Source organism: Streptomyces sp. EDA2-14, from assembly GCF_054963755.1.
The window spans coordinates 60,907-83,623 of sequence record NZ_JBUEGE010000020.1; the positions used below are offsets into that span (position 1 = coordinate 60,907).

Annotated in this window: 20 protein-coding genes; 12 read left to right on the forward strand and 8 right to left on the reverse strand. The window is 71.2% G+C overall.

Annotated elements, in window-relative coordinates; translation table 11 throughout:
- The first annotated feature begins 15 nt into the window (after positions 1–15).
- The 3 genes from ACY34M_RS34020 (at position 16) to adhE (ending at position 5,121) form a co-directional block, all read left to right on the forward strand.
- Entirely contained in the window at positions 16–948 is a 933-nt protein-coding gene (locus tag ACY34M_RS34020) for a slipin family protein (RefSeq protein WP_462724131.1), read from the forward strand.
- A gap of 230 nt (positions 949–1,178) precedes the next feature.
- Positions 1,179–2,261, forward strand: coding sequence for a S1 family peptidase (locus ACY34M_RS34025; protein WP_462723246.1), 1,083 nt, complete (start codon positions 1,179–1,181; stop codon positions 2,259–2,261).
- A gap of 259 nt (positions 2,262–2,520) precedes the next feature.
- Positions 2,521–5,121: a bifunctional acetaldehyde-CoA/alcohol dehydrogenase gene (gene adhE, locus ACY34M_RS34030; protein ID WP_462723245.1), complete on the forward strand. Its 2,601-nt coding sequence runs from the start codon at positions 2,521–2,523 to the stop codon at positions 5,119–5,121.
- 46 nt (positions 5,122–5,167) lie between these two features.
- On the opposite strand, the gene ACY34M_RS34035 is transcribed toward adhE, so the two are convergent.
- Positions 5,168–5,821: an acetate uptake transporter gene (locus ACY34M_RS34035; RefSeq protein WP_462723244.1), complete on the reverse strand. Its 654-nt coding sequence runs from the start codon at positions 5,819–5,821 to the stop codon at positions 5,168–5,170.
- On the reverse strand, positions 5,818–6,870 hold the full coding sequence (locus tag ACY34M_RS34040; RefSeq protein ID WP_462723243.1) for an ABC transporter permease: 1,053 nt from the start codon (positions 6,868–6,870) through the stop codon (positions 5,818–5,820). Before ACY34M_RS34040 ends, ACY34M_RS34035 begins: the two co-directional genes overlap by 4 nt.
- Before the next feature lie 183 nt (positions 6,871–7,053).
- Here ACY34M_RS34040 and ACY34M_RS34045 point away from each other — a divergent pair, with 183 nt between their 5' ends.
- Together ACY34M_RS34045 and ACY34M_RS34050 are read left to right on the forward strand one after the other, a co-directional pair.
- Entirely contained in the window at positions 7,054–10,536 is a 3,483-nt protein-coding gene (locus tag ACY34M_RS34045) for a DNA polymerase III subunit alpha (RefSeq protein ID WP_462723242.1), read from the forward strand.
- Positions 10,533–11,534: a DNA polymerase Y family protein gene (locus tag ACY34M_RS34050; protein ID WP_462723241.1), complete on the forward strand. Its 1,002-nt coding sequence runs from the start codon at positions 10,533–10,535 to the stop codon at positions 11,532–11,534. Before ACY34M_RS34045 ends, ACY34M_RS34050 begins: the two co-directional genes overlap by 4 nt.
- Before the next feature lie 18 nt (positions 11,535–11,552).
- On the opposite strand, the gene ACY34M_RS34055 is transcribed toward ACY34M_RS34050, so the two are convergent.
- Together ACY34M_RS34055 and ACY34M_RS34060 are read right to left on the reverse strand one after the other, a co-directional pair.
- Positions 11,553–12,512, reverse strand: a complete 960-nt coding sequence (locus ACY34M_RS34055; protein WP_462723240.1) for a lytic polysaccharide monooxygenase auxiliary activity family 9 protein — start codon at positions 12,510–12,512, stop codon at positions 11,553–11,555.
- 131 nt (positions 12,513–12,643) lie between these two features.
- Positions 12,644–13,333 carry a response regulator gene (locus tag ACY34M_RS34060; RefSeq protein ID WP_462723251.1) on the reverse strand — a complete coding sequence of 230 codons (690 nt, stop codon included), beginning with the start codon at positions 13,331–13,333 and terminating at the stop codon, positions 12,644–12,646.
- Positions 13,334–13,480: 147 nt separating this feature from the next.
- On the opposite strand from ACY34M_RS34060, the gene ACY34M_RS34065 reads away from it, so the two are divergent.
- Genes ACY34M_RS34065 through ACY34M_RS34080 form a run of 4 tightly spaced genes read left to right on the forward strand, consistent with a single transcriptional unit; the run spans position 13,481 to position 16,995 of the window.
- The gene (locus ACY34M_RS34065) at positions 13,481–14,464 is read left to right on the forward strand and encodes a Bug family tripartite tricarboxylate transporter substrate binding protein (protein WP_462723239.1); all 984 of its coding nucleotides are present in this window, start codon (positions 13,481–13,483) and stop codon (positions 14,462–14,464) included.
- Positions 14,461–15,009 carry a tripartite tricarboxylate transporter TctB family protein gene (locus ACY34M_RS34070; protein ID WP_462723238.1) on the forward strand — a complete coding sequence of 183 codons (549 nt, stop codon included), beginning with the start codon at positions 14,461–14,463 and terminating at the stop codon, positions 15,007–15,009. Before ACY34M_RS34065 ends, ACY34M_RS34070 begins: the two co-directional genes overlap by 4 nt.
- A 4-nt stretch (positions 15,010–15,013) precedes the next feature.
- Positions 15,014–16,522 carry a tripartite tricarboxylate transporter permease gene (locus tag ACY34M_RS34075; protein ID WP_462723237.1) on the forward strand — a complete coding sequence of 503 codons (1,509 nt, stop codon included), beginning with the start codon at positions 15,014–15,016 and terminating at the stop codon, positions 16,520–16,522.
- Complete coding sequence (locus tag ACY34M_RS34080; protein WP_462723236.1) at positions 16,519–16,995, forward strand: GNAT family N-acetyltransferase; 477 nt, start codon at positions 16,519–16,521, stop codon at positions 16,993–16,995. The genes ACY34M_RS34075 and ACY34M_RS34080 overlap by 4 nt, the downstream gene beginning before the upstream one ends.
- Positions 16,996–17,005: 10 nt before the next feature.
- Here the strand turns inward: ACY34M_RS34080 and ACY34M_RS34085 are convergent, their stop codons facing one another.
- The gene (locus tag ACY34M_RS34085; RefSeq protein ID WP_462723235.1) at positions 17,006–17,143 is read right to left on the reverse strand and encodes a hypothetical protein; all 138 of its coding nucleotides are present in this window, start codon (positions 17,141–17,143) and stop codon (positions 17,006–17,008) included.
- Positions 17,144–17,251: 108 nt separating this feature from the next.
- On the opposite strand from ACY34M_RS34085, the gene ACY34M_RS34090 reads away from it, so the two are divergent.
- Complete coding sequence (locus ACY34M_RS34090; RefSeq protein WP_462723234.1) at positions 17,252–17,863, forward strand: class I SAM-dependent methyltransferase; 612 nt, start codon at positions 17,252–17,254, stop codon at positions 17,861–17,863.
- On the opposite strand, the gene ACY34M_RS34095 is transcribed toward ACY34M_RS34090, so the two are convergent.
- Both ACY34M_RS34095 and ACY34M_RS34100 read right to left on the reverse strand, forming a co-directional pair.
- Positions 17,856–18,371, reverse strand: a complete 516-nt coding sequence (locus ACY34M_RS34095) for a ribonuclease FAU-1 family protein (RefSeq protein WP_462723233.1) — start codon at positions 18,369–18,371, stop codon at positions 17,856–17,858. The genes ACY34M_RS34090 and ACY34M_RS34095 overlap by 8 nt on opposite strands.
- Positions 18,349–19,284, reverse strand: coding sequence for an N-acetyltransferase family protein (locus ACY34M_RS34100; protein WP_462723232.1), 936 nt, complete (start codon positions 19,282–19,284; stop codon positions 18,349–18,351). Before ACY34M_RS34100 ends, ACY34M_RS34095 begins: the two co-directional genes overlap by 23 nt.
- 71 nt (positions 19,285–19,355) lie before the next feature.
- Between ACY34M_RS34100 and ACY34M_RS34105 the strand changes: the two genes are divergently transcribed.
- Positions 19,356–19,721 carry a GntR family transcriptional regulator gene (locus ACY34M_RS34105; RefSeq protein ID WP_462723231.1) on the forward strand — a complete coding sequence of 122 codons (366 nt, stop codon included), beginning with the start codon at positions 19,356–19,358 and terminating at the stop codon, positions 19,719–19,721.
- A gap of 183 nt (positions 19,722–19,904) precedes the next feature.
- Here ACY34M_RS34105 and ACY34M_RS34110 read toward each other — a convergent pair whose 3' ends face one another.
- Positions 19,905–21,002: a DUF5925 domain-containing protein gene (locus tag ACY34M_RS34110; protein ID WP_462723230.1), complete on the reverse strand. Its 1,098-nt coding sequence runs from the start codon at positions 21,000–21,002 to the stop codon at positions 19,905–19,907.
- Between the two features lie 162 nt (positions 21,003–21,164).
- Here ACY34M_RS34110 and ACY34M_RS34115 point away from each other — a divergent pair, with 162 nt between their 5' ends.
- Positions 21,165–22,586, forward strand: coding sequence for a GH39 family glycosyl hydrolase (locus ACY34M_RS34115; RefSeq protein WP_462723229.1), 1,422 nt, complete (start codon positions 21,165–21,167; stop codon positions 22,584–22,586).
- Positions 22,587–22,717 lie beyond the last annotated feature (131 nt).

Below are 22,717 nucleotides of genomic sequence, written 5' to 3' on the forward strand. Positions count from 1 at the left end.
CTGGGGGACCGTGAGATGGTCGAGGAACTGGTGACGGCGGGAGTGGCCGTCGCGTGCGCGGGAGCGGTCTACGTGATGTCGGCGGCGCGGGTCGTCAAACAGTACGAGCGCGGGGTGGTCTTCCGGCTCGGCCGGCTCACCCGGTCCGTGCGCGAGCCCGGATTCACGATGATCGTGCCCTTCGTGGACCGGCTGCACAAGGTCAACATGCAGATCGTGACGATGCCCGTGCCCGCGCAGGACGGCATCACGCGGGACAACGTCACGGTGCGCGTGGACGCCGTCATCTACTTCAAGGTGATCGACGCGGCCGAGGCCGTGGTGCAGGTCGAGGACTACCGGTTCGCCGTCTCGCAGATGGCGCAGACCTCGCTGCGCTCCATCATCGGCAAGAGTGACCTCGACGATCTGCTGTCGAACCGCGAGAAGCTCAACCAGGGCCTGGAGTTGATGATCGACAGCCCGGCCGTGGGCTGGGGCGTGCAGATCGACCGGGTCGAGATCAAGGACGTGTCGCTGCCGGAGACCATGAAGCGCTCGATGGCCCGGCAGGCCGAGGCCGACCGGGAGCGGCGGGCCCGTGTCATCAACGCGGATGCCGAGTTGCAGGCGTCGAAGAAGCTCGCCGAGGCGGCCGGCGTGATGTCCGACCAGCCCGCAGCGCTGCAACTGCGGCTCCTGCAGACCGTGGTGGCGGTCGCGGCCGAGAAGAACTCGACGCTGGTGCTGCCGTTCCCGGTCGAGCTGCTGCGCTTCCTGGAGCGGGCCACGCCCGGCGACGCCGAGCAGGTGGCGCAGAGCGCCGTCACTCAACTCGCCGAGGGAACGCTGCCGGGGCCCGCTCAGGCGCAGTCGCCCGCAACCGAGTTCGAGGGCGGGAGCGCGGCGGATGTACCCGAACCCGAGGTAACCGGCGAACCCGCAGGGGCGAAATCCGGACAGGACTAGTCCTCACCCTCCGCCCACCCGTGGGTGCGCGGGGTGTTTGCAGTGGGGACCGACGTGCGGGGCGGGGGCGCAGTCGAGTAGTGAAGGGCGCGGGGGAGTTGGCGAACGCGCGTCCGGAAGTCGACCTTGTGTGCTCCCTGTGACGATCGGGATAGTGGCCAAGTCAGCCTCACGGATCCGGTCCGCCCCCACGCGAACCGGTTTCCCAACCCCCCACAGGAGGACGTGAGTTGAAGCACCGACGCATACCCAAGCGGCGCGCCGCCGTGACCGGAGCGGGCATCCTCGCCCTGGTCGCCGCGGGCATCACCTTCCAGACTGCGAACGCCAGCACCGACGCCCCGGACCTGACCCCGCAGAAACTGTCGGTCGCCAAGGCCGGAACTCTCGCCTCGTCGCTGACCAAGGACCTCGGCGCGGACTCGGCGGGCAGCTACTACGACGCCAGGACCAAGCAGCTCGTCGTCAACGTCCTGAACGACGACGCCGCGCAGGCGGCGCAGGCGGCCGGCGCGAAGGCCAGAGTCGTCGAGAACTCCCTCGCCGACCTGAAGGGCGCGCGGACGACCCTGAAGCAGGACGCGACCATCCCCGGCACGTCCTGGGCCGTCGACCCCGCCACCAACAAGGTCGTCGTCACCGCCGACCGCACGGTCAAGGGCGCCGACTGGAACCAGCTCACCGGAGTCGTCGAGAAGCTCGGCGGCAAGGCCGAACTCAAGCGCAGCCAGGGTGAGTTCAAGCCGTTCATCGCGGGCGGCGACGCCATCAGCGGGGGCGGCGGCCGCTGTTCCCTCGGCTTCAACGTGACCAAGGGCGGCGAGCCGTTCTTCCTCACGGCGGGCCACTGCACCGAGTCGATCTCCACGTGGTCCGACTCCAGCGGTCAGGAGATCGGCACGAACGCCGACTCCCAGTTCCCGGACAACGACTTCGGGCTCGTGAAGTACTCGGCCGACGTCGACCACCCCAGCGAGGTCAACCTCTACGACGGTTCCGCGCAGGAGATCACCAAGGCCGCGGAAGCCACCGTGGGCATGAAGGTCACCCGCTCCGGCTCCACCACGCAGGTCCACGACGGCACGGTGAAGGGCCTGGACGCCACCGTGAACTACGGCAACGGCGACATCGTCAACGGCCTGATCCAGACCGACGTCTGCGCCGAGCCCGGCGACAGCGGCGGCTCCCTCTTCTCCGGCGACTCGGCGATCGGCCTCACCTCCGGCGGCAGCGGCGACTGCTCCTCGGGCGGCGAGACGTTCTTCCAGCCGGTGACGGAGGCGCTCTCCGCCACGGGCACCGAAATCGGCTGACCGGTTGACGCCTTTGGGCCCCGCCCCCGGAAACCGGGGGCGGGGCCTTTTCGCACAGTCCTTGTGAAAACTTTCACAAGGACTCAAGGGTCCAAGGTCCCCCGGTGTCTGTGCAGGTCAGGTTGGTGATCGCCCGCCTCCTGCGAGGCGGGCCGGGACCTTGGCCCCTCGGGTCGGGGCCGTTCTCCGGTCCACCAGCGGAGCGTAAAGGTGTGGAATTGAGGCATCAGCGAAAAAGGTGTGAAAAAGGGAGCCTGCCGTGGATGTCGAGGGGACAGTCGACGAACTGGTCGCGGGAGCGCGGGAGGCGCTCGCGGCGTTCGAGACGTACGACCAGGAACGGGTCGACCACATCGTCAAGAAGGCGTCGCTCGCGGCGCTCGCCCACCACGGTGACCTGGCGAAGGCCGCCGTCGACGAGACGGGCCGCGGCCTGTTCGAGGACAAGGCGGTCAAGAACCTCTTCGCCTGCGAGCACGTCGTCAACTCGATGCGCGGACTGAAGACTGCCGGGGTCGTGTCCCGCGACGAGATCAACGGCATCACCGAGATCGCCGAACCCGTCGGCGTCATCTGCGCGATGACCCCCGTCACCAACCCCACGTCGACCACGATCTTCAAGGCGCTGATCGCCCTGAAGACCCGCAACCCGATCGTCTTCGCCTTCCACCCCAGCGCCCAGAAGTGCTCCGCCGAGGCCGCGCGCATCGTGCGCGACGCGGCGGTCGAGGCAGGGGCCCCCGCGCACTGCGTGCAGTGGATCGAGGAGCCGTCGATGGAGGCGACGGGTCTGCTGATGAACCACGAGGGCGTCTCCACGATCCTCGCCACCGGCGGCAACGCCATGGTCAAGGCCGCCTACTCGTGCGGAAAGCCCGCCCTCGGCGTCGGCGCGGGCAACGTCCCCGCGTACGTCGCGAAGGACGCCAAGCTGGGCCGCGCCATCCACGACATCGTGCTCTCCAAGGCCTTCGACAACGGCATGATCTGCGCCTCCGAGCAGGCCGTCATCTTCGACCAGGAGATCTACGAGGACGGGATCGCCGAGATGCAGCGGCTGAAGGCGCACGTGGTGACGGCCGCAGAGAAGACCAAGCTGGAAGAGTTCGTCTTCGGCACCACCGCCCACGGCAGCGACTGCTCGGGCGCCAGGCTCAACGCGTCCGTCGTCGGGAAGTCCGCGAGCTGGATCGCCGAACAGGCCGGCTTCGAGGTCCCCGACGACACCTCCATCCTCGTCGCCGAGTGCGCGGAGGTCGGCCCCGCCGAGCCGCTCACCCGCGAGAAGCTCTCCCCGGTCCTCGCCGCGCTCAAGGCGGACGACACCGCGCACGGGCTCGAACTGGCGGCGCAGATGGTCGAGTTCAACGGCCTGGGCCACTCCGCCGCGATACACACCGAGGACGAGGAACTGGCCGAGAGGTTCGGCCGCCGCGTCAAGGCGGTCCGCGTCATCGTCAACTCGCCCTCCACCTTCGGCGGCATCGGCGACGTCTACAACGCCTTCCTCCCGTCGCTGACCCTCGGCTGCGGCTCCTACGGACACAACTCCGTCTCCAACAACGTCTCCGCGGTCAACCTCGTCAACATCAAGCGGATCGGCCGGCGCAACACCAACATGCAGTGGTACAAGATCCCGCCGAAGATCTACTTCGAGCGGGGTGCCGTCAAGTACCTCGCCGAGATGGACGACGTGCACCGCGTCACCGTCGTCACCGACAAGACGATGGGCGCCCTCGGCTTCGTACAGAAGATCACCGACATCCTCGGCTCCCGGCCCACGGCCGTGACGGTGCAGGTCATCGACAACGTCGAGCCCAACCCCGAGCTGGCCACCGTGCAGGCGGGCGCCGCCGCCATGCGGGACTTCCGGCCGGACACGATCGTCGCGCTCGGCGGCGGCTCGCCGATGGACGCCGCGAAGATCATGTGGCTGATGTACGAGCACCCGGAGATCGAGTTCGCGGACACCAAGGAGAAGTTCTTCGACATCCGCAAGCGGGCCTACACGTTCCCGCAGCTGGGGGAGAAGGCGAAGCTCGTCGCCATCCCGACCACGTCCGGAACCGGCTCCGAGGTCACCCCCTTCGCCGTCATCTCCGACCCCGAAGCCGCCCAGAAGTACCCGCTCGCCGACTACGCGCTCACCCCGAACGTCGCGATCGTCGACCCGACGCTGCCGATGAACCTGCCGCCGACGGTGACCGCCGACTCCGGCTTCGACGCGCTGACCCACGCCACCGAGGCGTACGTCTCCGTGTACGCGAACGACTTCACCGACGGCCAGTGCCTCCAGGCGATCAAGCTCATCTTCGAGAACCTGGAGGCGTGCGTGAAGGACGGCGCCAAGGCCCCCGAGGCGCGCGAGAAGATGCACAACGCGTCGACGATCGCGGGCATGGCCTTCGCCAACGCCTTCCTCGGCCTCGTCCACGCGATGGCGCACACCCTCGGCAACACCTTCCACGTCGCGCACGGCCGCACCAACGCGCTGCTCCTGCCGCACGTCATCCGGCACAACGGCACCGTCTCGTACAAGGCGACGCCGTGGCCGAAGGCCGAGACGTACCGGGCGCTCGAGCGGCTCCAGGACATCGCGAAGGCGCTCGGCCTGCCGGCGACCACCCCCGAGGAGGGCGTGGAGTCGTACGCCAGGGCCGTCGAGGAACTGCGCGAGCGGTGCGGGATCCCGGCCTCGTTCAAGGAAGAGGGCGTCGACGAGCGGGAGTTCATGGCGGCCCTGCCGCAGCAGGCCATGAACGCCTACGCCGACCAGTGCGCGCCCGCCAACCCGCGGATGCCGATGATCGACGACATGAAGCGGCTGATGCGGCAGGCGTACTACGGGACCACCGAGTAGAGCCGCCCGGCGGCCAGTGGGACGAGCCCGTCGAGTCGTGTCCCCGTCACGACTCGGCGGGCTCCTGCGGTGCCAGGAACCGGCCCATCGGGAGCACCGGGCGCCCCCACGTCGACGCCATCACCTGCCCGGCCAGCAGATACAGTGCCCCGGCCGTCGCGGCGAGCCCGAACCAGCCCGCGACCCGGTTCCAGCCGACGAGCCCCGTGAAGCCGTTGCACGTCATCGCGACGAAGACGACGAGCACGCACGTGAACGTGAGCAGCAGCACCAGGTGGATGCGCCAGCTCGCCAGCCACAGCACGAAGACCACGAACACCCAGGGCAGCGTGAACAGGCCCATCGTGTCGCCGCGCAGCGCGGGGTCGAGGGAGGGCAGCACCCACTGGAGCATCAGCGCCTTTGCCATCCAGAACAGGCCGAAGCCGCCGAACACGGTGGCGTGCCAGGTGTCGCCGCGCTGGGCCTGGAAGAGGCCCGCGAGCAGCTGGGCGAGGCCGCCGATGAAGAAGCCGACGGTGGGCACGTCGCCCGCCGCCAGCTTCTCCGGGAAGATCCCCGCGTCGATCCCGGTGGCGATCATCGTGACGACGATGAAGCCGGTCAGGCCGAGCGGCCCGAGCTGGGCCTGCGCCGTCGGCTCCATCCGCTTGACGGAGCTGGCCTGGGCGGCCGGGCCCGAGCGGTGCGGGAAGTTCATGCGGCGGGTTCCGCGGCCGGTTCGGGGGCGAGCCCGGCCTTCGCGGCCCGCCGCTTCTCGCGCAGCCCCGACACGAGCAGCGTCCCGAGGACGCCCACCACGGCCCACGCCGACAGGACGAGCAGCGACTGGGTGAGGTCGTTGCCCTTGAAGTAGGCGATGGAGCGGGCTGCCCAGGTGCCCGCGCCCGGCGGCAGCCAGGGCCCGATCGCCTGCCAGAACGGCGGCAGCATCGGCAGCGGGAAGGCGCCGCCCGCGCTCGGATTGCCCGCGATGACGATGAGGAGGACGGCGAGGCCGATGCCGACGACGCCGGTGAGTTCCTCCAGGGCGAGCGTGATCGCGCCGACCGCGAAGGTCACCAGCGCGCCGAGCCCGGCGAGCCCCCAGAAGGATCCTGGCAGCGCGCCCAGGATCGAGTCGCCGATGATCAGCGAGCCGCCGATGCCGCCCACGATCGAGAAGACCGCGAGCGAACCGAGCCGGATGGCGGCCCGCTGCGGGCTCGCGGGCTTGGACCCGGCGCTGATCGACATGATCGAGGCGCACAGGTAGCCGCCGACGCACCAGCCGACGACGAGGTAGAAGGCCGAGAGCCCGTCGAAGTCCTGCGCCGACGCCGGTGCCACGTCGACGGTCTTCACCGTGCGCTGCTGCTGGGCGTCGATGGTGGTGGCGAGGCCCTCAAGGGCGGACGCCAGGACGGTGCCGCCGCCGGACGCGACGTAGAGGGTGTCCTGCGCGCCCTTCGCCCGGAACACCAGGGCGCCGTCGATCTCCCGGTTCAGGACCTGCTGGCGCGCCGTCCGCGCGTCGTCGACCACCCGCGCGTCGAGCGGGGAGCCGGGCAGCCTGTCCAGCTGCTGCGAGAGCTGCTTCGCCGCCGCGGGCTGCGGCGCGACGACGCCGAACGGGACGTCCTTCGGCTTCGGACTGTGGAGCGCCCCCACGTACGAGGTGATGAACAGGAGCTGGAGCGCCAGGACACCGATGACAAGGAGGGCGGCCCTCGGCGTGACGGCGGATCTGAACTCTGCGGCGAACTTCATGTCCCCAACGCTCGGGCGGCTGCCCGGCTCGTGCAGTCGGGGTGGGCCGAACGAGTGGGAGGCCGCGGCCCCACGTTTCGACTCGCACAAATATTCGAACATGGTTTACGGTGAGGACATCGGTCCTGATGGGGCTGGTGTGGCAAGTCGTACAGAGGGGGGAGTAGTGGCGAGGTGGTTCGGATGCGGAGCTTTACGCATCTGCACACCGCCTCAGGATTCTCCCTGCGGTACGGGGCCTCGCACCCGGACGCGCTCGCCGAGCGGGCCGCCGAGCGCGGCCTCGACGCGCTCGCCCTGACCGACCGGGACACCCTCGGCGGGGCCGTCCGCTTCGCCAAGGCCGCCGGCAAGGCCGGCATCCGGCCGCTGTTCGGGGTGGACCTCGCCGTCGACGCGCCCGCCGAGGCGGCCGCGCGCACCGAGCGGCGGCGCACCCCGGTCAGGGGCGGCGCCTTCGTCGACGAATCGGCGCAGCGCGTGACCTTCCTCGCGCAAGGCGGAGCGCACGGCTGGGCCGAGCTGTGCCGGCTCGTCACCGCCGCGCACCGGGACACCCTCGCGGGGGAGAGCAGGCGCCCGCTGCTGCCCCGGGACGTCCTGGGGGCGGACCACGTCGTCGTACTCCTCGGCCCGGACTCGGACGTCGGCCGCGCCCTCGCCGCCGGACGCCCGGACCGCGCGGCCCGGCTGCTCGCGCCCTGGCGGGAGCGGTACGGCAGCGCGGCGCTGCGCATCGAGGTCGTCTCCCACGGACTGAGCGGCACCGGGCCCGGCTCGCTGCGGCACGCCGCCCGCGCCCTCGGGTTCGCCGCGGACCAGGGGATCCTCCCCGTACTCAGCAACGCCGTCCGGTACGCCGACGCCGGGCAGGGGGCGGTCGCGGACGTCCTGGACTCCGCGCGCCGCCTGGTGCCGATCGACCCGCGCGGAGCCCTCGACAGCGGCGAACGCTGGCTCAAGCCCGCGACGGACATGGCGGCCGTCGCCCTGAAGGTGTCCGAGGCCGCCGGCTACCGCGAGAACACCGCGCGCCGCCTCCTCGCCGTCACCGAGGACACCGCCGCGGCCTGCCGGGTCGACCCCGAGGACGATCTGGGGCTCGGCCGCGTCCACTTCCCCGAACCGGACCTCGTCGGCGCCGCCCGGCGCACCCCCGAGCGGGTGCTGCGCTCGCGCTGCGCCGCCGCGATGCTGGCCCGCCGCTACGACCACAAACGCCGGTACTGGGACCGCCTGGAGGACGAGCTGGGCCTGATCGAACGGCAGGGCTACGCCTCCTACTTCCTCACCGTCGCCCAAGTCGTCGAGGACACCCGCGCGTTGGGTATCCGGGTCGCCGCGCGCGGCTCCGGCGCGGGCTCGCTGGTCAACCATCTGCTGGGCATCGCCACCGCCGACCCGGTCGAACACGGGCTCCTGATGGAGCGCTTCCTGTCCGAGCAGCGCATGGAGCTGCCCGACATCGACATCGACGTGGAGTCCGCCCGCCGCCTGGAGGTCTACCGGTCGATCCTGGACCGCTTCGGGGCCGAGCGGGTGGCGACCGTGTCCATGCCGGAGACCTACCGGGTCCGGCACGCCGTACGGGATGTCGGCCTCGCCCTCGGCATGGAACCGGCCGAGGTGGACCGGCTCGCGAAGTCCTTCCCGCACATCCGTGCCCGCGACGCCCGCTCCGCGCTCCGGGAACTGCCGGAGCTGCGCGGCATCGACCCGGACGCGCACGGCGGGAGCAGGATGTGGGACCTGGTCGAGGCGCTCGACGCGCTGCCGCGCGGGATCGCCATGCACCCGTGCGGGGTGCTGCTCTCCGACACGTCCCTGCTGCGCCGCACCCCGGTCGTGCCGACCAGCACCGAGGGCTTCCCCATGTCCCAGTTCGACAAGGAGGACGTGGAGGACCTCGGGCTGCTCAAGCTCGACGTCCTCGGGGTGCGGATGCAGTCCGCGATGGCGCACTCGGTCCAGGAGGTCGAGCGGGTGAGCGGCCGCCGCATCGACCTGGACGATCCGGCACAGGTGCCGCCGGGCGACCCGAAGACGTATCAACTCTTCAAGGCCTCGCAGACCTTGGGCTGCTTCCAGACCGAGTCGCCGGGCCAGCGCGATCTGCTCGCGCGGCTGCTGCCCGAGACCTTCCACGATCTGGTCGTGGACATCTCGCTGTTCCGGCCCGGGCCCGTCGCGGCCAACATGGTCGATCCATTCATCAAGGCGCGGCACGGCAAGCAGGCGCCCGCGTACCCGCACCCGGACCTGAAGGAGGCGCTGGAGGAGACGTGCGGCGTGGTCGTCTTCCACGAGCAGATCATCAAGATCCTGCACGTGATGACCGGGTGCAGCCTCGCCTTCGGCGACTACACGCGGCGGGCGCTCTCGCGTCCGGACCAGCTCGGCCGGGTGCGCGCCTGGTTCGCGCAGCAGGCCCGCAGGCGCGGATACGCGGAGGAGGTCGTGGCGCGGACCTGGGAGATCGTCGAGGCGTTCGGCGCGTACGGCTTCTGCAAGGCGCACGCCGTGGCGTTCGCCGTGCCCTCGTACCAGTCGGCGTGGCTGAAGGCGCACCACCCGGCCGCGTTCTACGCCGGGCTGCTCACGCACGACCCCGGCATGTACCCGAAGCGGCTGCTGCTCGCGGACGCCCGGCGGTGGGGGGTGCCGGTGCTGCCGCTCGATGTGAACGCGTCGGACGCCGCCTATCGAATCGAACTGGTGTCTGATCAGAATGGTGGAGAGAATCCTGCTTTGGTGCACGGTGTCCGGCTCGCGCTCGGCGACGTACGCGGCATGAGCGAGGCCGAGGCGGAGCGGATCGTCGCGGGCCGCCCCTACGTCTCGCTCCAGGACTTCCTCTCCCGCGCCCGCCCCTCCCGCCCGGTCGCCGAACGACTCGCACAGGTCGGTGCGTTGGACGCGTTCGGACGCAACCGGCGCGACCTGATGCTGCACATCGCCGAATCGCAGCGCGGCGGGCGGGGCGGCGCGCAGGGGCAGTTGGCGCTCGGCGAGACCGACGCCGCGCCCGACACGGTCGCCCCCGCCCAGCTGCCCGACCTCGACGACGCCGAACGGCTCGGCGCCGAACTCGGCGTGCTCGGCATGGACACCTCCCGCCACCTCCTGGGCGACCACCGGGAGTTGCTCGACGAACTGGGGGTGGCCTCCGCGCACCGGCTCAAGGACCTGCCGCACGGACAGGTGGTCCTCGTCGCCGGCGCGAAGGGCGCCGTGCAGACACCACCGGTCCGCTCCGGGAAACGCGTCATCTTCACGACGCTCGACGACACCTCGGGCCTTGTCGACTGCGCGTTCTTCGAGGACAGCCACGACGCGGCCGCGCACACCGTCTTCCACTCCTGGCTGCTCCTCGTACGCGGAGTGGTGCAGCGCCGCGGCGGCGGCAGCGGCAAGGCCCTCTCGGTCACCGGATCCGCCGCCTGGGACCTCGCCGAACTGGCCGAACTGCGCCGCACGGGCGGACTGTCCGCGGTGACCGAACGGCTCACCGCGGAGCGCCCCGCGACGGACACGGCGGCGGACGGCCGCAGCATCCGCCTGGAGACCGGTTACGACCTCCACCCCTGGGCCGACCTCCAGCCACCCGGCGAATCCGTCAAGCAGAGCCGCAAGTTGTGGCACCAGAGCCCGGGGAGCGCGGGATGACGAAGGAGAGCGAGGAGCAGATGGCGGTGTCGCAGGTGCTGTACGTCCACTTCCACGACCTGGTGGACGAGCAGCTCTACCTCCGGCTGCTCGCCCTGCTCGCCGAGTTCACGCCCCTCGTGCAGGCGCTGCCGCCGGACGCCGCGCTCGCCGACGTCACGGGCAGCCTGCGCTACTTCGGCACGGACGCCCCGGCCCTCGCCGAGCGGATCCGGGCCCGCACCGGCGGCCTCTACGGGCTCCGTTCGACCATCGGGGTCGCCGCGAACCCCATGCTGGCCCGCATGGTCGCCGCCGACGGGCCGCCCTCGGCGGTCCGCGAACTCCCCGACGATCTGGACGCGGTCACCGCCTTCCTCGCCCACAAACCGGCTGCCGCCCTGCACGGCGTGGGCCCCGCGACCGCCCGCACCCTGTCCTCGTACGGACTCGACAGCGTCGGGAAGATCGCCGCCGCGCCGCTCGGCACCCTGCAACGGATCCTCGGCGCCGCCGCGGGCCGCCGGCTGTACGACGCGGCCCGCGGCCTCGACCCGACCCCCGTGGTCCCGGCGGCCCCGGCCCGCTCGATCCGCGTCGAACACGGCTTCCCGCAGGACGAGCTGGACCGCGACCGGCAGCGCGCCGCGCTGATCGGGCTCGCCGACCGGCTCGGCCTGCGGCTGCGCGCCGAGGAACAGGCGGCCCGCACCCTCGCCCTCACCGTGCGCTACGTGGACCGTACGACGACGACCCGCACCCGCACCCTGAGCGAGGCCACCGCCCACACCCCGGCCCTGACCACGTGCGCGTACGAACTCCACGACCGGCTCGGCCTGCAGCGCGCCAGGGTCCGCTCCTTCACGCTGCGGGCCGACCAGCTCGTCGCGGCCGAACAGGCCCCCCGGCAGCTCCTGTTCGACCCGACCGACGAGCGGGACCGCCGCATCGAGGCCGCGGTGGACTCCGTCCGGGGCAAGTTCGGTGCTGACGCGGCCCGCCCCGCGGCGGCGGCCTGAGGCTTGAAATGCCCCGGCTCAGCGGCCGTGGCGGCCAGTCGTCGCGCGACGCCGCATCGAGGCGAACAGGCCCGCCGCACCGATCGCCAGCGCCGCCGCGCCGCCCATCGCGATGTACGGGGTGGTGGAGTCGCCACCGGTCTCCGCGAGGTTCTGCGAACCGCCCTGCGCCGCAGGTGCGTTGGCGTCCCCCTCGGGCTTGGCCGAGTGGTCCGAGTGGCTCGACTCGTCGCCCATGTCCATCCCGCTGTGGTCGACCGTCGACTTGTCGGCGTCCGCGGCGATCTGCTCGTCCGAGGGCTCCGCCGCCTCCTTTGTCGTGGCGGACGCCGCGGACGCGCCGCCGTACGTCACGTCCGAGCAGGAGTAGAACGCCTCGGGGCTGTCCGAGCGCTGCCAGATGCCGTAGATCAGCTGGCGGCCCGTGCGCTCCGGGAGCTTCCCGGAGAACGTGTAGTAGCCGCCCTCGGCGACCGGGTCCGTCTTCGTCGCGACCGGGTTCTCCAGGTCCAGGTCGGACCACTTCAGCGGCTTCGACGGGTCGTAGCTCTGCTTCGTCATGTAGAGGTCGAAGGTGCCCTTGTGCTGCGCGGTCACCTTGTACTTGAAGGTGTACGAGCCCGCCGAGACCTTCGTCGCGGGCCAGTCGTCACGGGCCAGGTCCATGCCCTTGAACTCGTCCGAGTTCGCCGAGCACAGCTTGCCGTCCGGGATGTTCTCCTGGTGCTTGCCGCCGGCCTCGCCGTCCCGGATGCCGTTCCAGTCGTACAGGGCCTGCGGACCGCCCTCGGCGACCGCCGCCTTGCACGCCGCCGACGTGGGGCTCTCGGCACCCTCCGCGTAACAGGCGGCTACCCGGCTCGCGGGGTCGCCGAGCGTGCCGTGCGCCGCGGCGGGCGTCGCGGACAGGGCGGTCAGGGCGAGGGGGATCGCGCCGACCGTGGTGAGCGCGGCGATCTTGCGGCGCGTTGCAGGCATGGGGGTACTCCTTGATCGAGTGCATTGGGGGTTGCGGCAAGGAAGTTAGCCCGAAAAAACGCGCCGGAAGGGCCTTGCGGGCGCCCCGAGTCGATCTTTATGGCCCCCTTAAGGCGCGGCTCAGACTGCGCTCAGGACACCCACCGATAACGGCGTTCGGGACGCCCCGTCCCGCCGTACCTGAGCGACACCCGCGCCCGCCCCGTCCCCGCGAAGAACTCCAGATACCGGCGCGCGCTCACCCGCGACAGCGTGCCCGCCTCCCGGGCGCACTCCGTCGCCGAGAGCCCCGCCGGATGCGACCGCAGCGTCCGCTCCACCAGATCCGCGGTGTGCGCGGCGAGCCCCTTCGGCAGCTCCCGCGAACCCGGCGGACGCGCGCCGAAGATCTGGTCGACGTCCTCCTGACGGGCCTCGCCGAGACCGTCGAGGCGGGCCCGCAGCGCCGCCACATGCCGCAACTGCTCCTGCAGAGCGGCCTGGTTGAACGGCTTGATCAGATAGTGCAGCGCCCCGGCCCGCAGCGCCGCCCGCACCATCTCCGCGTCCCGCGCCGCCGTGATGAACAGCGCGTCCACCGGCGTACGGGCCGGATCCCGCTCCTCCTGCGCGCGCAGCGCCCGCAGCACCTCGACGCCGTCCATGTCCGGCAAGTACACGTCCAGGAGCACCAGATCGGGCCGCAGCGACTCGGCGGCGCGCAGCGCGTCCGCGCCGCTGTGCGCCACCCCGGCCACCACGAACCCGTCCATCGCGGACACGAACCTGCTGTGCAGCTTCGCCACCATGAAGTCGTCGTCCACGATCAAGACCTTGATCAAGACCTTTGTCACTGGCGCAGAGTAGGTGCGCGACCACAAGGACCACAACGTTCGTTGCTTGCGGAAGAGAGACAGCTTGTTAACGCGTCGGCAACATGTGGGCCACCCGCACCCCCCGACCCCAGAACTCGACAGGTGGTGGCACACGTGCGCCTGCGCACACCCCTCGCCCTGCTCGGGGCCGCGCTGCTCGTCCTGGTGGGGCCGCCGCTGCTCACCACGGGCAGCGGCGCCGACACCGGCACCCAGATCCCCGGCCTGCGCCTCATGGTCCCCAACACCCCCGGCGGCGGCTACGACATCACCGCGCGCACCGCCGCCAAGAACGCCGAGGACGCCGCACTCACGCACAACATCGAAGTGTTCAACCTGCCGGGAGCCGGCGGCACCGTCGGCCTGACCCGGCTGGTCGGCGAACACGGCAACGGCAAACTGGCCATGTCCATGGGCCTCGGCGTCGTCGGCGCCGCCCGCTCCAACCACTCCCCGAAGACCCTCGCCGACACCACCCCCATCGCCCGGCTCACCGAGGAGCCCGATGTCGTCGTGGTCGCGAAGAACTCCCCGTACAAGAACATCAAGCAGCTCATCGACGCCTGGAAGAAGAACCCCGGCAAGCTGCCCGTCGGCGGCGGCTCCTCGCCCGGCGGACCCGACCACCTGGCACCGATGCTGATGGCGCGCGCCGCCGGCATCCAGCCGAAGAAGGTCAACTACGTCCCGTTCGACGGCGGCGGCGAACTCCTCGCCTCCATTCTCGGCAACAAGGTCGCCTTCGGCGTCTCCGGCGTCGGCGAGTACCTCGACCAGATCAAGAGCGGCGAGCTGCGCCTCCTCGCCGTCACCGGACCCGAACGCGCCTCCGGACTCGACGGGCCCACGCTCAAGGAGTCCGGCTACGACGTGGACTTCACCAACTGGCGCGGCATCGTCGCCCCGCCCGGCCTCTCCGCCGCGGAGCGCGACAAACTCACCAACCTCGTAAGGAAGTTGCACGCCTCCAAGGAGTGGAAGAAGTCGCTGAAGACGAACGGCTGGGACGACGCCTTCCTCGTCGGCGACGACTTCGGGACGTTCCTCGACGCCGAGGACAAGCGGGTCGTGTCCGTACTGAAGGAGCTGGGCCTGTGAATCCGGTAGAGCCCGTGACCGCCACCGAGCCCGGCCCCGAGGACGGCCCCCGTACCTCCTGGCTGCGCGCACACTCCGAACTCGGCGTCTGCGTCCTGCTCCTTGCGCTCGGCGTGCTCGTCCTCACCGACGCGCTCACCATGAACGTCGACATCTCCCAGCGCGGACCCGTCGGCCCGAAGACCGTGCCGCTCGTCGTCGGCTTCGGACTCCTCGCCGTCGCCGTCCTGCTCGCCGTCGACGTACTGCGCGGCGGCAGGGGAGAGGCCGAGGCCGGCGAGGACGTCGACCTGTCCGAACCCGCCGACTGGCGCACCGTCCTGCTGCTCGCGGGCGTCTTCCTCGCCACCGCCGTGCTCATCGAACCGCTCGGCTTCCCGCTCGCGGGCGCCCTGCTGTTCTGGGGCGCCGCGTACGCGCTCGGCAGCCGCCACCTCACCCGCGACCCCCTGATCGCCGCAGGCCTCTCCCTCATCACCTTCGTCCTCTTCAACAACCTGCTCGGCGTCCCCCTGCCGGGCGGCCCCTTGATGGGAGTGCTGTGATCCGATGAACGCCCTCAACTCCCTCCTCGACGGCTTCGGCACGGCCCTCACCCCCATCAACCTCCTGTGGGCCGCGGTGGGCGTCCTGCTCGGCACCGCCATCGGCGTCCTGCCCGGCATCGGCCCCGCCATGGCCGTCGCCCTGCTGCTCCCGGTGACGTACGGACTCGAACCCACCGGCGCGTTCATCATGTTCGCGGGCATCTACTACGGCGCCATGTTCGGCGGCTCGACGACCTCGATCCTCCTCAACACCCCCGGCGAGAGCGCCGCCGTCGTCGCCGCCATGGAGGGCAACCCCATGGCGAAGTCCGGACGCGGCGCACAGGCCCTCGCGGCCGCCGCCATCGGACACTTCGCGGGCGGCATGATCGGCACGATCCTGCTGGTGGCGCTCGCCCCCAAGGTCGCCTCGCTCGCCGTCGACATCGGCGCGCCCGACTACTTCGCCATCATGGTCCTCGCGTTCATCGCGGTGACCTCGGTGCTCGGCTCGTCCCGCGTACGCGGCCTCGCCTCGCTCCTGATCGGCCTGACGCTTGGCCTGGTGGGTCTCGACCAGATGACGGGCCAGCAGCGCCTCACCTTCGGTTCGCTGCAGCTCGCCGACGGCATCGACGTCGTCATCGTCGCCGTCGGTCTCTTCGCCATCGGCGAGGCCCTGTGGGTGGCCGCCCATCTGCGCCGCACGAGCGGCGAGGCGATCCCGGTCGGCCGCCCCTGGCTCGGCCGTTCGGACGTGAAGCGCACCTGGAAGTCCTGGCTGCGCGGACCGCTCATCGGCTTCCCGTTCGGCGCGATCCCCGCGGGCGGCGCCGAGATCCCCACGTTCCTCTCCTACGTCACCGAGAAGCGGCTGTCCAAGCACAAGGACGAGTGGGGCAAGGGCGCCATCGAAGGCGTCGCGGGACCCGAATCGGCGTCCTCGGCGTCCGCGGCGGGCACGCTGGTCTCGATGCTCACCCTGGGCCTGCCGACGACCGCGGTCGCCGCGGTCATGCTCGCCGCCTTCCAGCAGTACGGAATCCAGCCAGGACCGCTGCTCTTCGAACGCGAACCGGAGCTGGTCTGGGGCCTCATCGCCTCGCTGTTCGTCGGCATGGTGCTGCTCCTCGCGCTGAACCTCCCCCTGGCCCCCGTCTGGGCGAAGCTCCTGCGCATCCCCCGGCCGTACCTCTACGCCGGCATCCTCTTCTTCGCCGCGGTCGGCGCGTACGCGGTCGGCGGCGAGGCCATCGACCTCGTCATCCTGCTGGTCATCGGCCTCATCGGCTTCGGTATGCGCCGCTACGGACTGCCCGTCCTCCCGGCGGTCATCGGCGTCATCCTCGGCCCGAACGCCGAGCAACAGCTGCGCCGCGCCCTCCAGATCAGCGACGGCAGCGTCGGCGGCCTGGTCAACACGCCGTTCTCCGTGACGGTCTACGCGGTCGTGCTGCTCATTGTGGCGTGGCCGCTGCTCAAGAAGCTGGTGGTGCGCGGAAGGGCCGGTGACGTAGACAGGAGTGCATGACCACTGACAGCGAGAAACCGGGCATCCGCCGGGCGACGGCCGCCGACGTACCCGCCATCAAGGCGATCACGGACGCGGCCTACCACCCCTACATCGCCCGCATCGGAGTCGTACCGGCACCCATGGAGGCGGACCACGCGGCGAACGTGGCGGCGGGCCTGGTGTACGTCACGGGACGGCCGGACGTGACCGGCCTGGTCGTCGTCGAGGAACACGCCGACCATCTCTTCCTCGACAGCATCGCGGTCCACCCCGACGCCCACGGGCAGGGGGTGGGCCGCCGCCTGCTCGCCTTCGTCGACGAGCACGCGCGCGTACGGGGCCTCCCCGAGGTGCGGCTCTACACGAACGCGCTGATGTGGGAGAACCAGGAGCTGTACCCGCGCCACGGATACGAGGTCGTGGAGCGCCGCACGGACGGCCCCTACGACCGCGTCCACTACCGCAAGCGGCTCGGTCTGAGCGACATGTGACCGCCCCCGCTCACTCGTCCGGCCACCACGTCTTGCGCACGTCCTTGCGCACTTCGGGGCGCTCGCGCTTGCGCTCCGCCGCATCGTCCTGAAGCCGCCGCGCAATGCTGCTCGCTCCGGTCGGCTTGTGCATGGTCACTCGGCGCATGGTGCCTCCTGTACCTACACGGGTCCCAACGTGGTGCCGTTGTAGACCTGTTCCCGGAGCGTCGCTCATCGAAGCGCAATTGTCAGTGGCGGTTGTCACGATGGGGGCATGACGACATTCGGGGGAACGGCCGAGGGGCCGATCGACTGGGAGGCCGCGGCCGGTGGCTTCGACGACGAGCCGGACCACGGGCTGCGGGACCCGGAGGTGCGCGGGGCCTGGGCCGAAAGGCTTGCGGGGTGGCTGCCGCACGGGGCCTGTGACGTGGTCGATCTCGGCTGCGGGACGGGCAGTCTGTCACTGCTCGCGGTCGAGCGGGGGCACCGGGTGACCGGGGTGGACCGTGCGCAGGGGATGCTGGATCTCGCCCGGCGCAAGCTCGCGGGCCGTGACGCGCAGCTCCTGCTCGGGGACGCGGCGCAGCCACCGGTGGAGCCGGGTGCGTACGACGTGGTGCTCGCCCGGCATGTGCTGTGGACGCTGCCCGACCTCGAGGGCGTGCTGCGGCGGTGGGTGTCGCTGCTGCGGCCCGGCGGGCGGCTCGTGCTCGTCGAGGGGGTGTGGGGCGGGCTGAGCCCGGTCGGGATACCGGCGGCGCGTCTGACGGACGCGCTCGCGCCGCTCGTCGCGGACGTCCGGCGGGAGCCCCTGTCGGGGGACGCCCGGCTGTGGGGGCGGGAGGTCGCGGACGAGCGGTACGCGGTCGTCGCCGTTACGTGAGCGGCTGGTGTGCGAGCAGAGCGGTGAATTCGCCCTGCTCGGCCCGGTGTTCGAGGTCGTCGAGGGCCCGCACAGCGGACCGGGCGGCCTCAGGGTCCCGTTCGGCGAGGCCGCTGTCGGCGAACTCGTCCTCGTCCAGGCGGATCACCCGGCTGCCGTCCGCCGACACCCACAGGTCGAGGTCCAGGTCCTCGCAGCGGATGTCGCCGTCGGCGGTGCGGGTGACGGGGCGGGTGATGTCGCAGTACCAGCCCTTCAGCGTGCCGTCGCCCGTGCGGACCTCCTTGACGGAGTACCAGCGGTCGCGCCAGTAGTGCTCGGTGAAGACGTCGCCCGGGGCGAACCGGACGAAGCCGAAGTCGCGCACGCCGTCGCCCGCCCAGGGGGCGCGGACCGTCACCCGTGTGCCGTCGTCGTGGAGGAGGTCCACCGGGTAGCTGATCTTCGTGCGGCCCGCCTTGACCAGGTGCACGCGCAGGGTGGTGTCAGTGGGAGAGGGAGCGGACATGGCGGATCTCCGTCGCGTCGAGGGTGTAGCCGAGCCATTTGTTGATCGCGAGCATCGGCCCGTTGCCGGTGTCGTTGCCCGTGTACGCCACCGTGACGCCGGCGGCGCGGGCCCGGTGCAGGGAGTCGTTCTTGACGAGCTTGGCCAGTCCGCGGCCGCGGTGGGCGCGGGCCGTGCCGGTCATGCCCGTCGAGTAGCGGCCGTCGCCGTCGGTGCGGGCCGCGGTGAACGCCGCCGGGCGGCCGTCGACCACGGCGACCGTCGTCAGCTCGTGGTTGAGGAGGGGGTGGTGCCAGGTGTCGCGCAACCACTGCTCGTAGTCGGTCAGTTCGGCCGGGATGTCGCCCGGCTCGTCCGCGACCGTCTCGGCGTCCAGGTCGAAGAGGGGGCGCGGGTCCGCCGCGTAGTCGGCGGCGGTGCGCAACTCCACGTGGGGCGGCAGGGGTTGGCGGGGCGGCAGGGGGACGGCCGTGAGGTCCAGGCTCAGGAAGTGGGCGCTGCGGCTCGCGCGGTAGCCGCGGGCTGCCGCCCAGGCCAGGTTGCGCGGGGCGTCCAGGGCCCAGCAGTGCACCTCCGTCGCGCCGTGCTGGGCCAGGTGCTCCTCCGCCGTGCGCAGCAGGAGGGTGCCGGCGCCGCGGCGCGTGTGCTCCGGGTGGACGTACACGTTCGCGTAGCCCTGCCCCGGCTCCGGGCTGTCGTACGCGAGTCCCACCTGCGCCGTGCCGATCGCCTCGCCGTCGCCGGTCTGGGCGATCAGCTGGCGGAAGTGGGCGTCGGGGTGGGTGTGTACGGCGACGTACGCGACGGAGGCCGGGGTCGCGAGCATGGCGGGCAGACAGGCGCGCCTGATGCGGGCGAAGTTCTCGGTGTCGGCCGGGTTGTCGAGGCGCAGCGCGCGCACGATGACGGTCATGGGGGCGCACGCTACGCGCCGTGCGCGACCGGGTGCCTCCTATTTTTCGGTGCTGCGGGAGAATCGACCGCGTGACCTTGAAGATCCGCATTGACGACAGTGCCGCGCCGTACGAACAGGTGCGGGCCCAGATCTCCGAGCTCGCCCGGTCGGGGGTGCTGCCCGTGGGGTACAAGCTGCCCACGGTGCGCGGGCTCGCCGAGGAGCTCGGGCTCGCCGCGAACACGGTGGCCAAGGCGTACCGGGCCCTGGAGACGGACGGGGTGATCGAGACGCGGGGGCGCAACGGGACGTTCGTCGCGTCGGCGGGGGACGCGGCGGAGCGGGAGGCCGTGGTGGCGGCGCAGGCGTACGCGGAGCGGGTCCGGCGGCTCGGCCTCTCGGAATCCGCCGCCCTCTCGGCCGCCCGCGACGCGCTGCGCGCGGCGTACGCATAGCCGGGGCCGACGCCCGCCTTTTCCGTTGCGCGGCACCGGGGGCCGCCTTGCCCACCCTGCCGCCCAAGGCGGCAGATTGCCCAAGGCGAGACGACATCGGCCGGTGCCGCTCATTCAAGCCCCGCCGGCGATTGAGGCGCGGGGTCCGGGGCGGAGCCCCGTGGGTGCAACCACGGTGGGGCGCTACAGGTAGAGCCCCGCCTCCGAGCCACCACCCCGTGGATCGGGTACAGCCGTCGGAGACACCCCGCGGCGCAACGCATAGAGCTCCGCCAACGTCGCCCCCTCCCGGCCCACCCCCTCGTCCGTTCCGAGCCAGTCCGTCGCCTCGCGCCGGGTCAGCGGGGAGACCTCGATACGGGCCAGGCAGCGGCCGGGCCGGACCACCGCGGGGTGCAGCCGCTCCAGGTCCTCGTTGGTGGTGACCCCCACCAGCACGTTGCGCCCCTGCCCCAGCAGCCCGTCCGTCAGGTTCAGCAACCGCGACAACGCCTGCCCCGCCGTGTGCTTCGCCTCGCCGCGGATCAGCTCGTCGCAGTCCTCCAGGAGCAGCAGCCGCCACCGCCCGTTCGCCGAACCGTCGTCCTCGCCGATCGCGATGTCCATCAGATACCCGACGTCGGAGAAGAGACGCTCGGGGTCGAGGACGCAGTCGACCTGGCACCAGTCCCGCCAGGACCGCGCCAGCGTCCGCAGCGCCGACGTCTTGCCCGTGCCGGGCGGACCGTGCAGCAGGAGCAGCCGGCCCGCGATGTCGTCGGGCCGGGTCTTCATCAGCCCGTCCATCGCCTCGGCAACCGGCGCCGTGTAGTTGGACCGCACCTCGTCCCAGGTGCCGGCCGAGATCTGCCGGGTCGTGCGGTGCGGGCCGCGCCGCGGCGACACGTACCAGAAGCCCATCGTCACGTTCTCCGGCTGCGGCTCCGGCTCGTCGGCCGCGCCGTCCGTGGCCTGCCCCAGGACCTTCTCCGCCAGCTCCGCCGTCGTCGCCGTCACGGTGACATCGGCGCCCCGGCTCCACCGGGAGATGAGCAGCGTCCACCCGTCGCCCTCGGCGAGCGTCGCGCTGCGGTCGTCGTCGCGCGCGGAGCGCAGCACACGGGCGTTCGGCGGCAGGAGCGTGGCGGCGGAGCGCACCCGGTCGATGTTGACCGAGTGCGAGAACGGCTGCTCGCCCGTGGCGAAGCGGCCGAGGAACAGCGCGTCGACGACGTCGGAGGGCGAGTCGCTGTCGTCGACACCCAGCCGGATCGGCAGCACGTCGAATGGGTTGGCAGACATGCCGCCATGATCCGCCACGACGCGGCCGCCCGCACGGCATTTGCGCAGCGCGTCCCCGGTCCGTACCGGCCGACACGTCCGTGTCAGTTGTCGAACCTCGTTACGAGTCCGTGGCAACGGAGGTGGTCCTTCCGTCAACTGCCCTCGTTACCCTTGCCCTTGATGGGACGTCATGGGTGGGAATCGGGGGTAAGGCGATGGCGACTCGCCGCCCTGCTCGGTGTGGGGATGGCCGTACTGGCCCTGGTGCTGACGGTGATCAGCACACTTCCGGACAACAGTGACGACACCGCGGGCACCACCGCGGACGGCGACAGGGTGCACGGCACACCCGGTGAGCCGCCCAAGGAGCTGGGACCGCAGGTCGGTTGGGGCTTCACCCACACCCAGTTCTCCGCGGACGAGGGCTCGTCCGAGGCGACCGAGCGCGCGGAGAAGCTGCTCGGCGAGCGCCCGATGCCGCAGAACCAGCACATCATGGGCTGGGGCGCGAGCAACCCGGAGCCGCTGAAGGGGCGCTACCAGTTCGAGGAGATGGACCGGCGGATCGACTTCATCCGCAAGTCCGGCGGCACGCCCGTGGTCACGCTGTGCTGCGCGCCCGACTGGATGAAGGGCGGCAAGGCGGGCGTCGGCAAGACGGACTGGAGCCGGGCGAGCCTGGAGACCGCGCCGTCCCCCGAGCACTACAAGGACTACGCGAACCTCGCGGCGACCGTGGCCAAGCGGTACCCGTACGTACGGCACTTCATCGTCTGGAACGAGTTCAAGGGTTTCTGGAACGACGACAAGGGCCGCTGGGACTACGAGGGCTACACGAAGCTCTACAACCTCGTCTACAAGGCGCTGAAGAAGGTCCGCAAGGACATCATGGTCGGCGGCCCGTACCTCGTCATGGACAGCGTCCATCCCCGGCAGACCGACGGCGGGTCCGATGCCGTCAAGGGCCTCTGGGGACGCCTTGACCAGCGGATCGTCGACGCCTTCGACTACTGGAACAAGAACAAGGCGGGCGCCGACTTCGTCGTCGTCGACGGGTCCAGTTACACGAACGACGACGAGATGCTGCCCGACGAGTTCGCCGCCACCGACAAGTTCACCGACGTCAGCGCGTGGATCGAGCGGCAGACCGACGACCTGCCGCTGTGGTGGGCCGAGTACTACGTGGAGCCCGCCGACAGCCGCGAGGAGCGGCAGGGCTGGAGCGAGCCGCACCGCGTCGCCGTGCAGGCGTCCGGGATGATCGCGATGGCCATGGGCGGGGCGACGTCCGGGTTCTACTGGAACCCCGAGGACGAGAAGGGCGCGAACTGCGCCGGCTGCCTGTGGCGGCCCACCGACAGCGACTCCGGCGGGAGCGCGCTGCCGATGTACGGCCTGGTGTCCCGGTTCAACGAGGAGTTCGGGCCCGGCACGAAGTTCGAGAAGGTGTCGGTGGCGCGGGACGACGCGCCGAACGTGCGGGTGCTCGCGGACGACAAGGCCCTGCTCGTCGTGAACACCCTGAAGCGTCCGATCAGCGCGAAGATCGACGGAAAGCGGTTCGAGATGCGCGGCTACGAGGTGAAGTGGCTGCGGCGCTAGCACCGCAGCCACCCGTGCGGGCCGGGGTCCTTCTGACGGATCTTGCTGGAGTCGCGAGCCCTGGCACGCACATATGCGGCGTTGTCGTCGGTTGCCAACTTCCCCAAGCTCTCGGCTTACCCCGCTCGCGG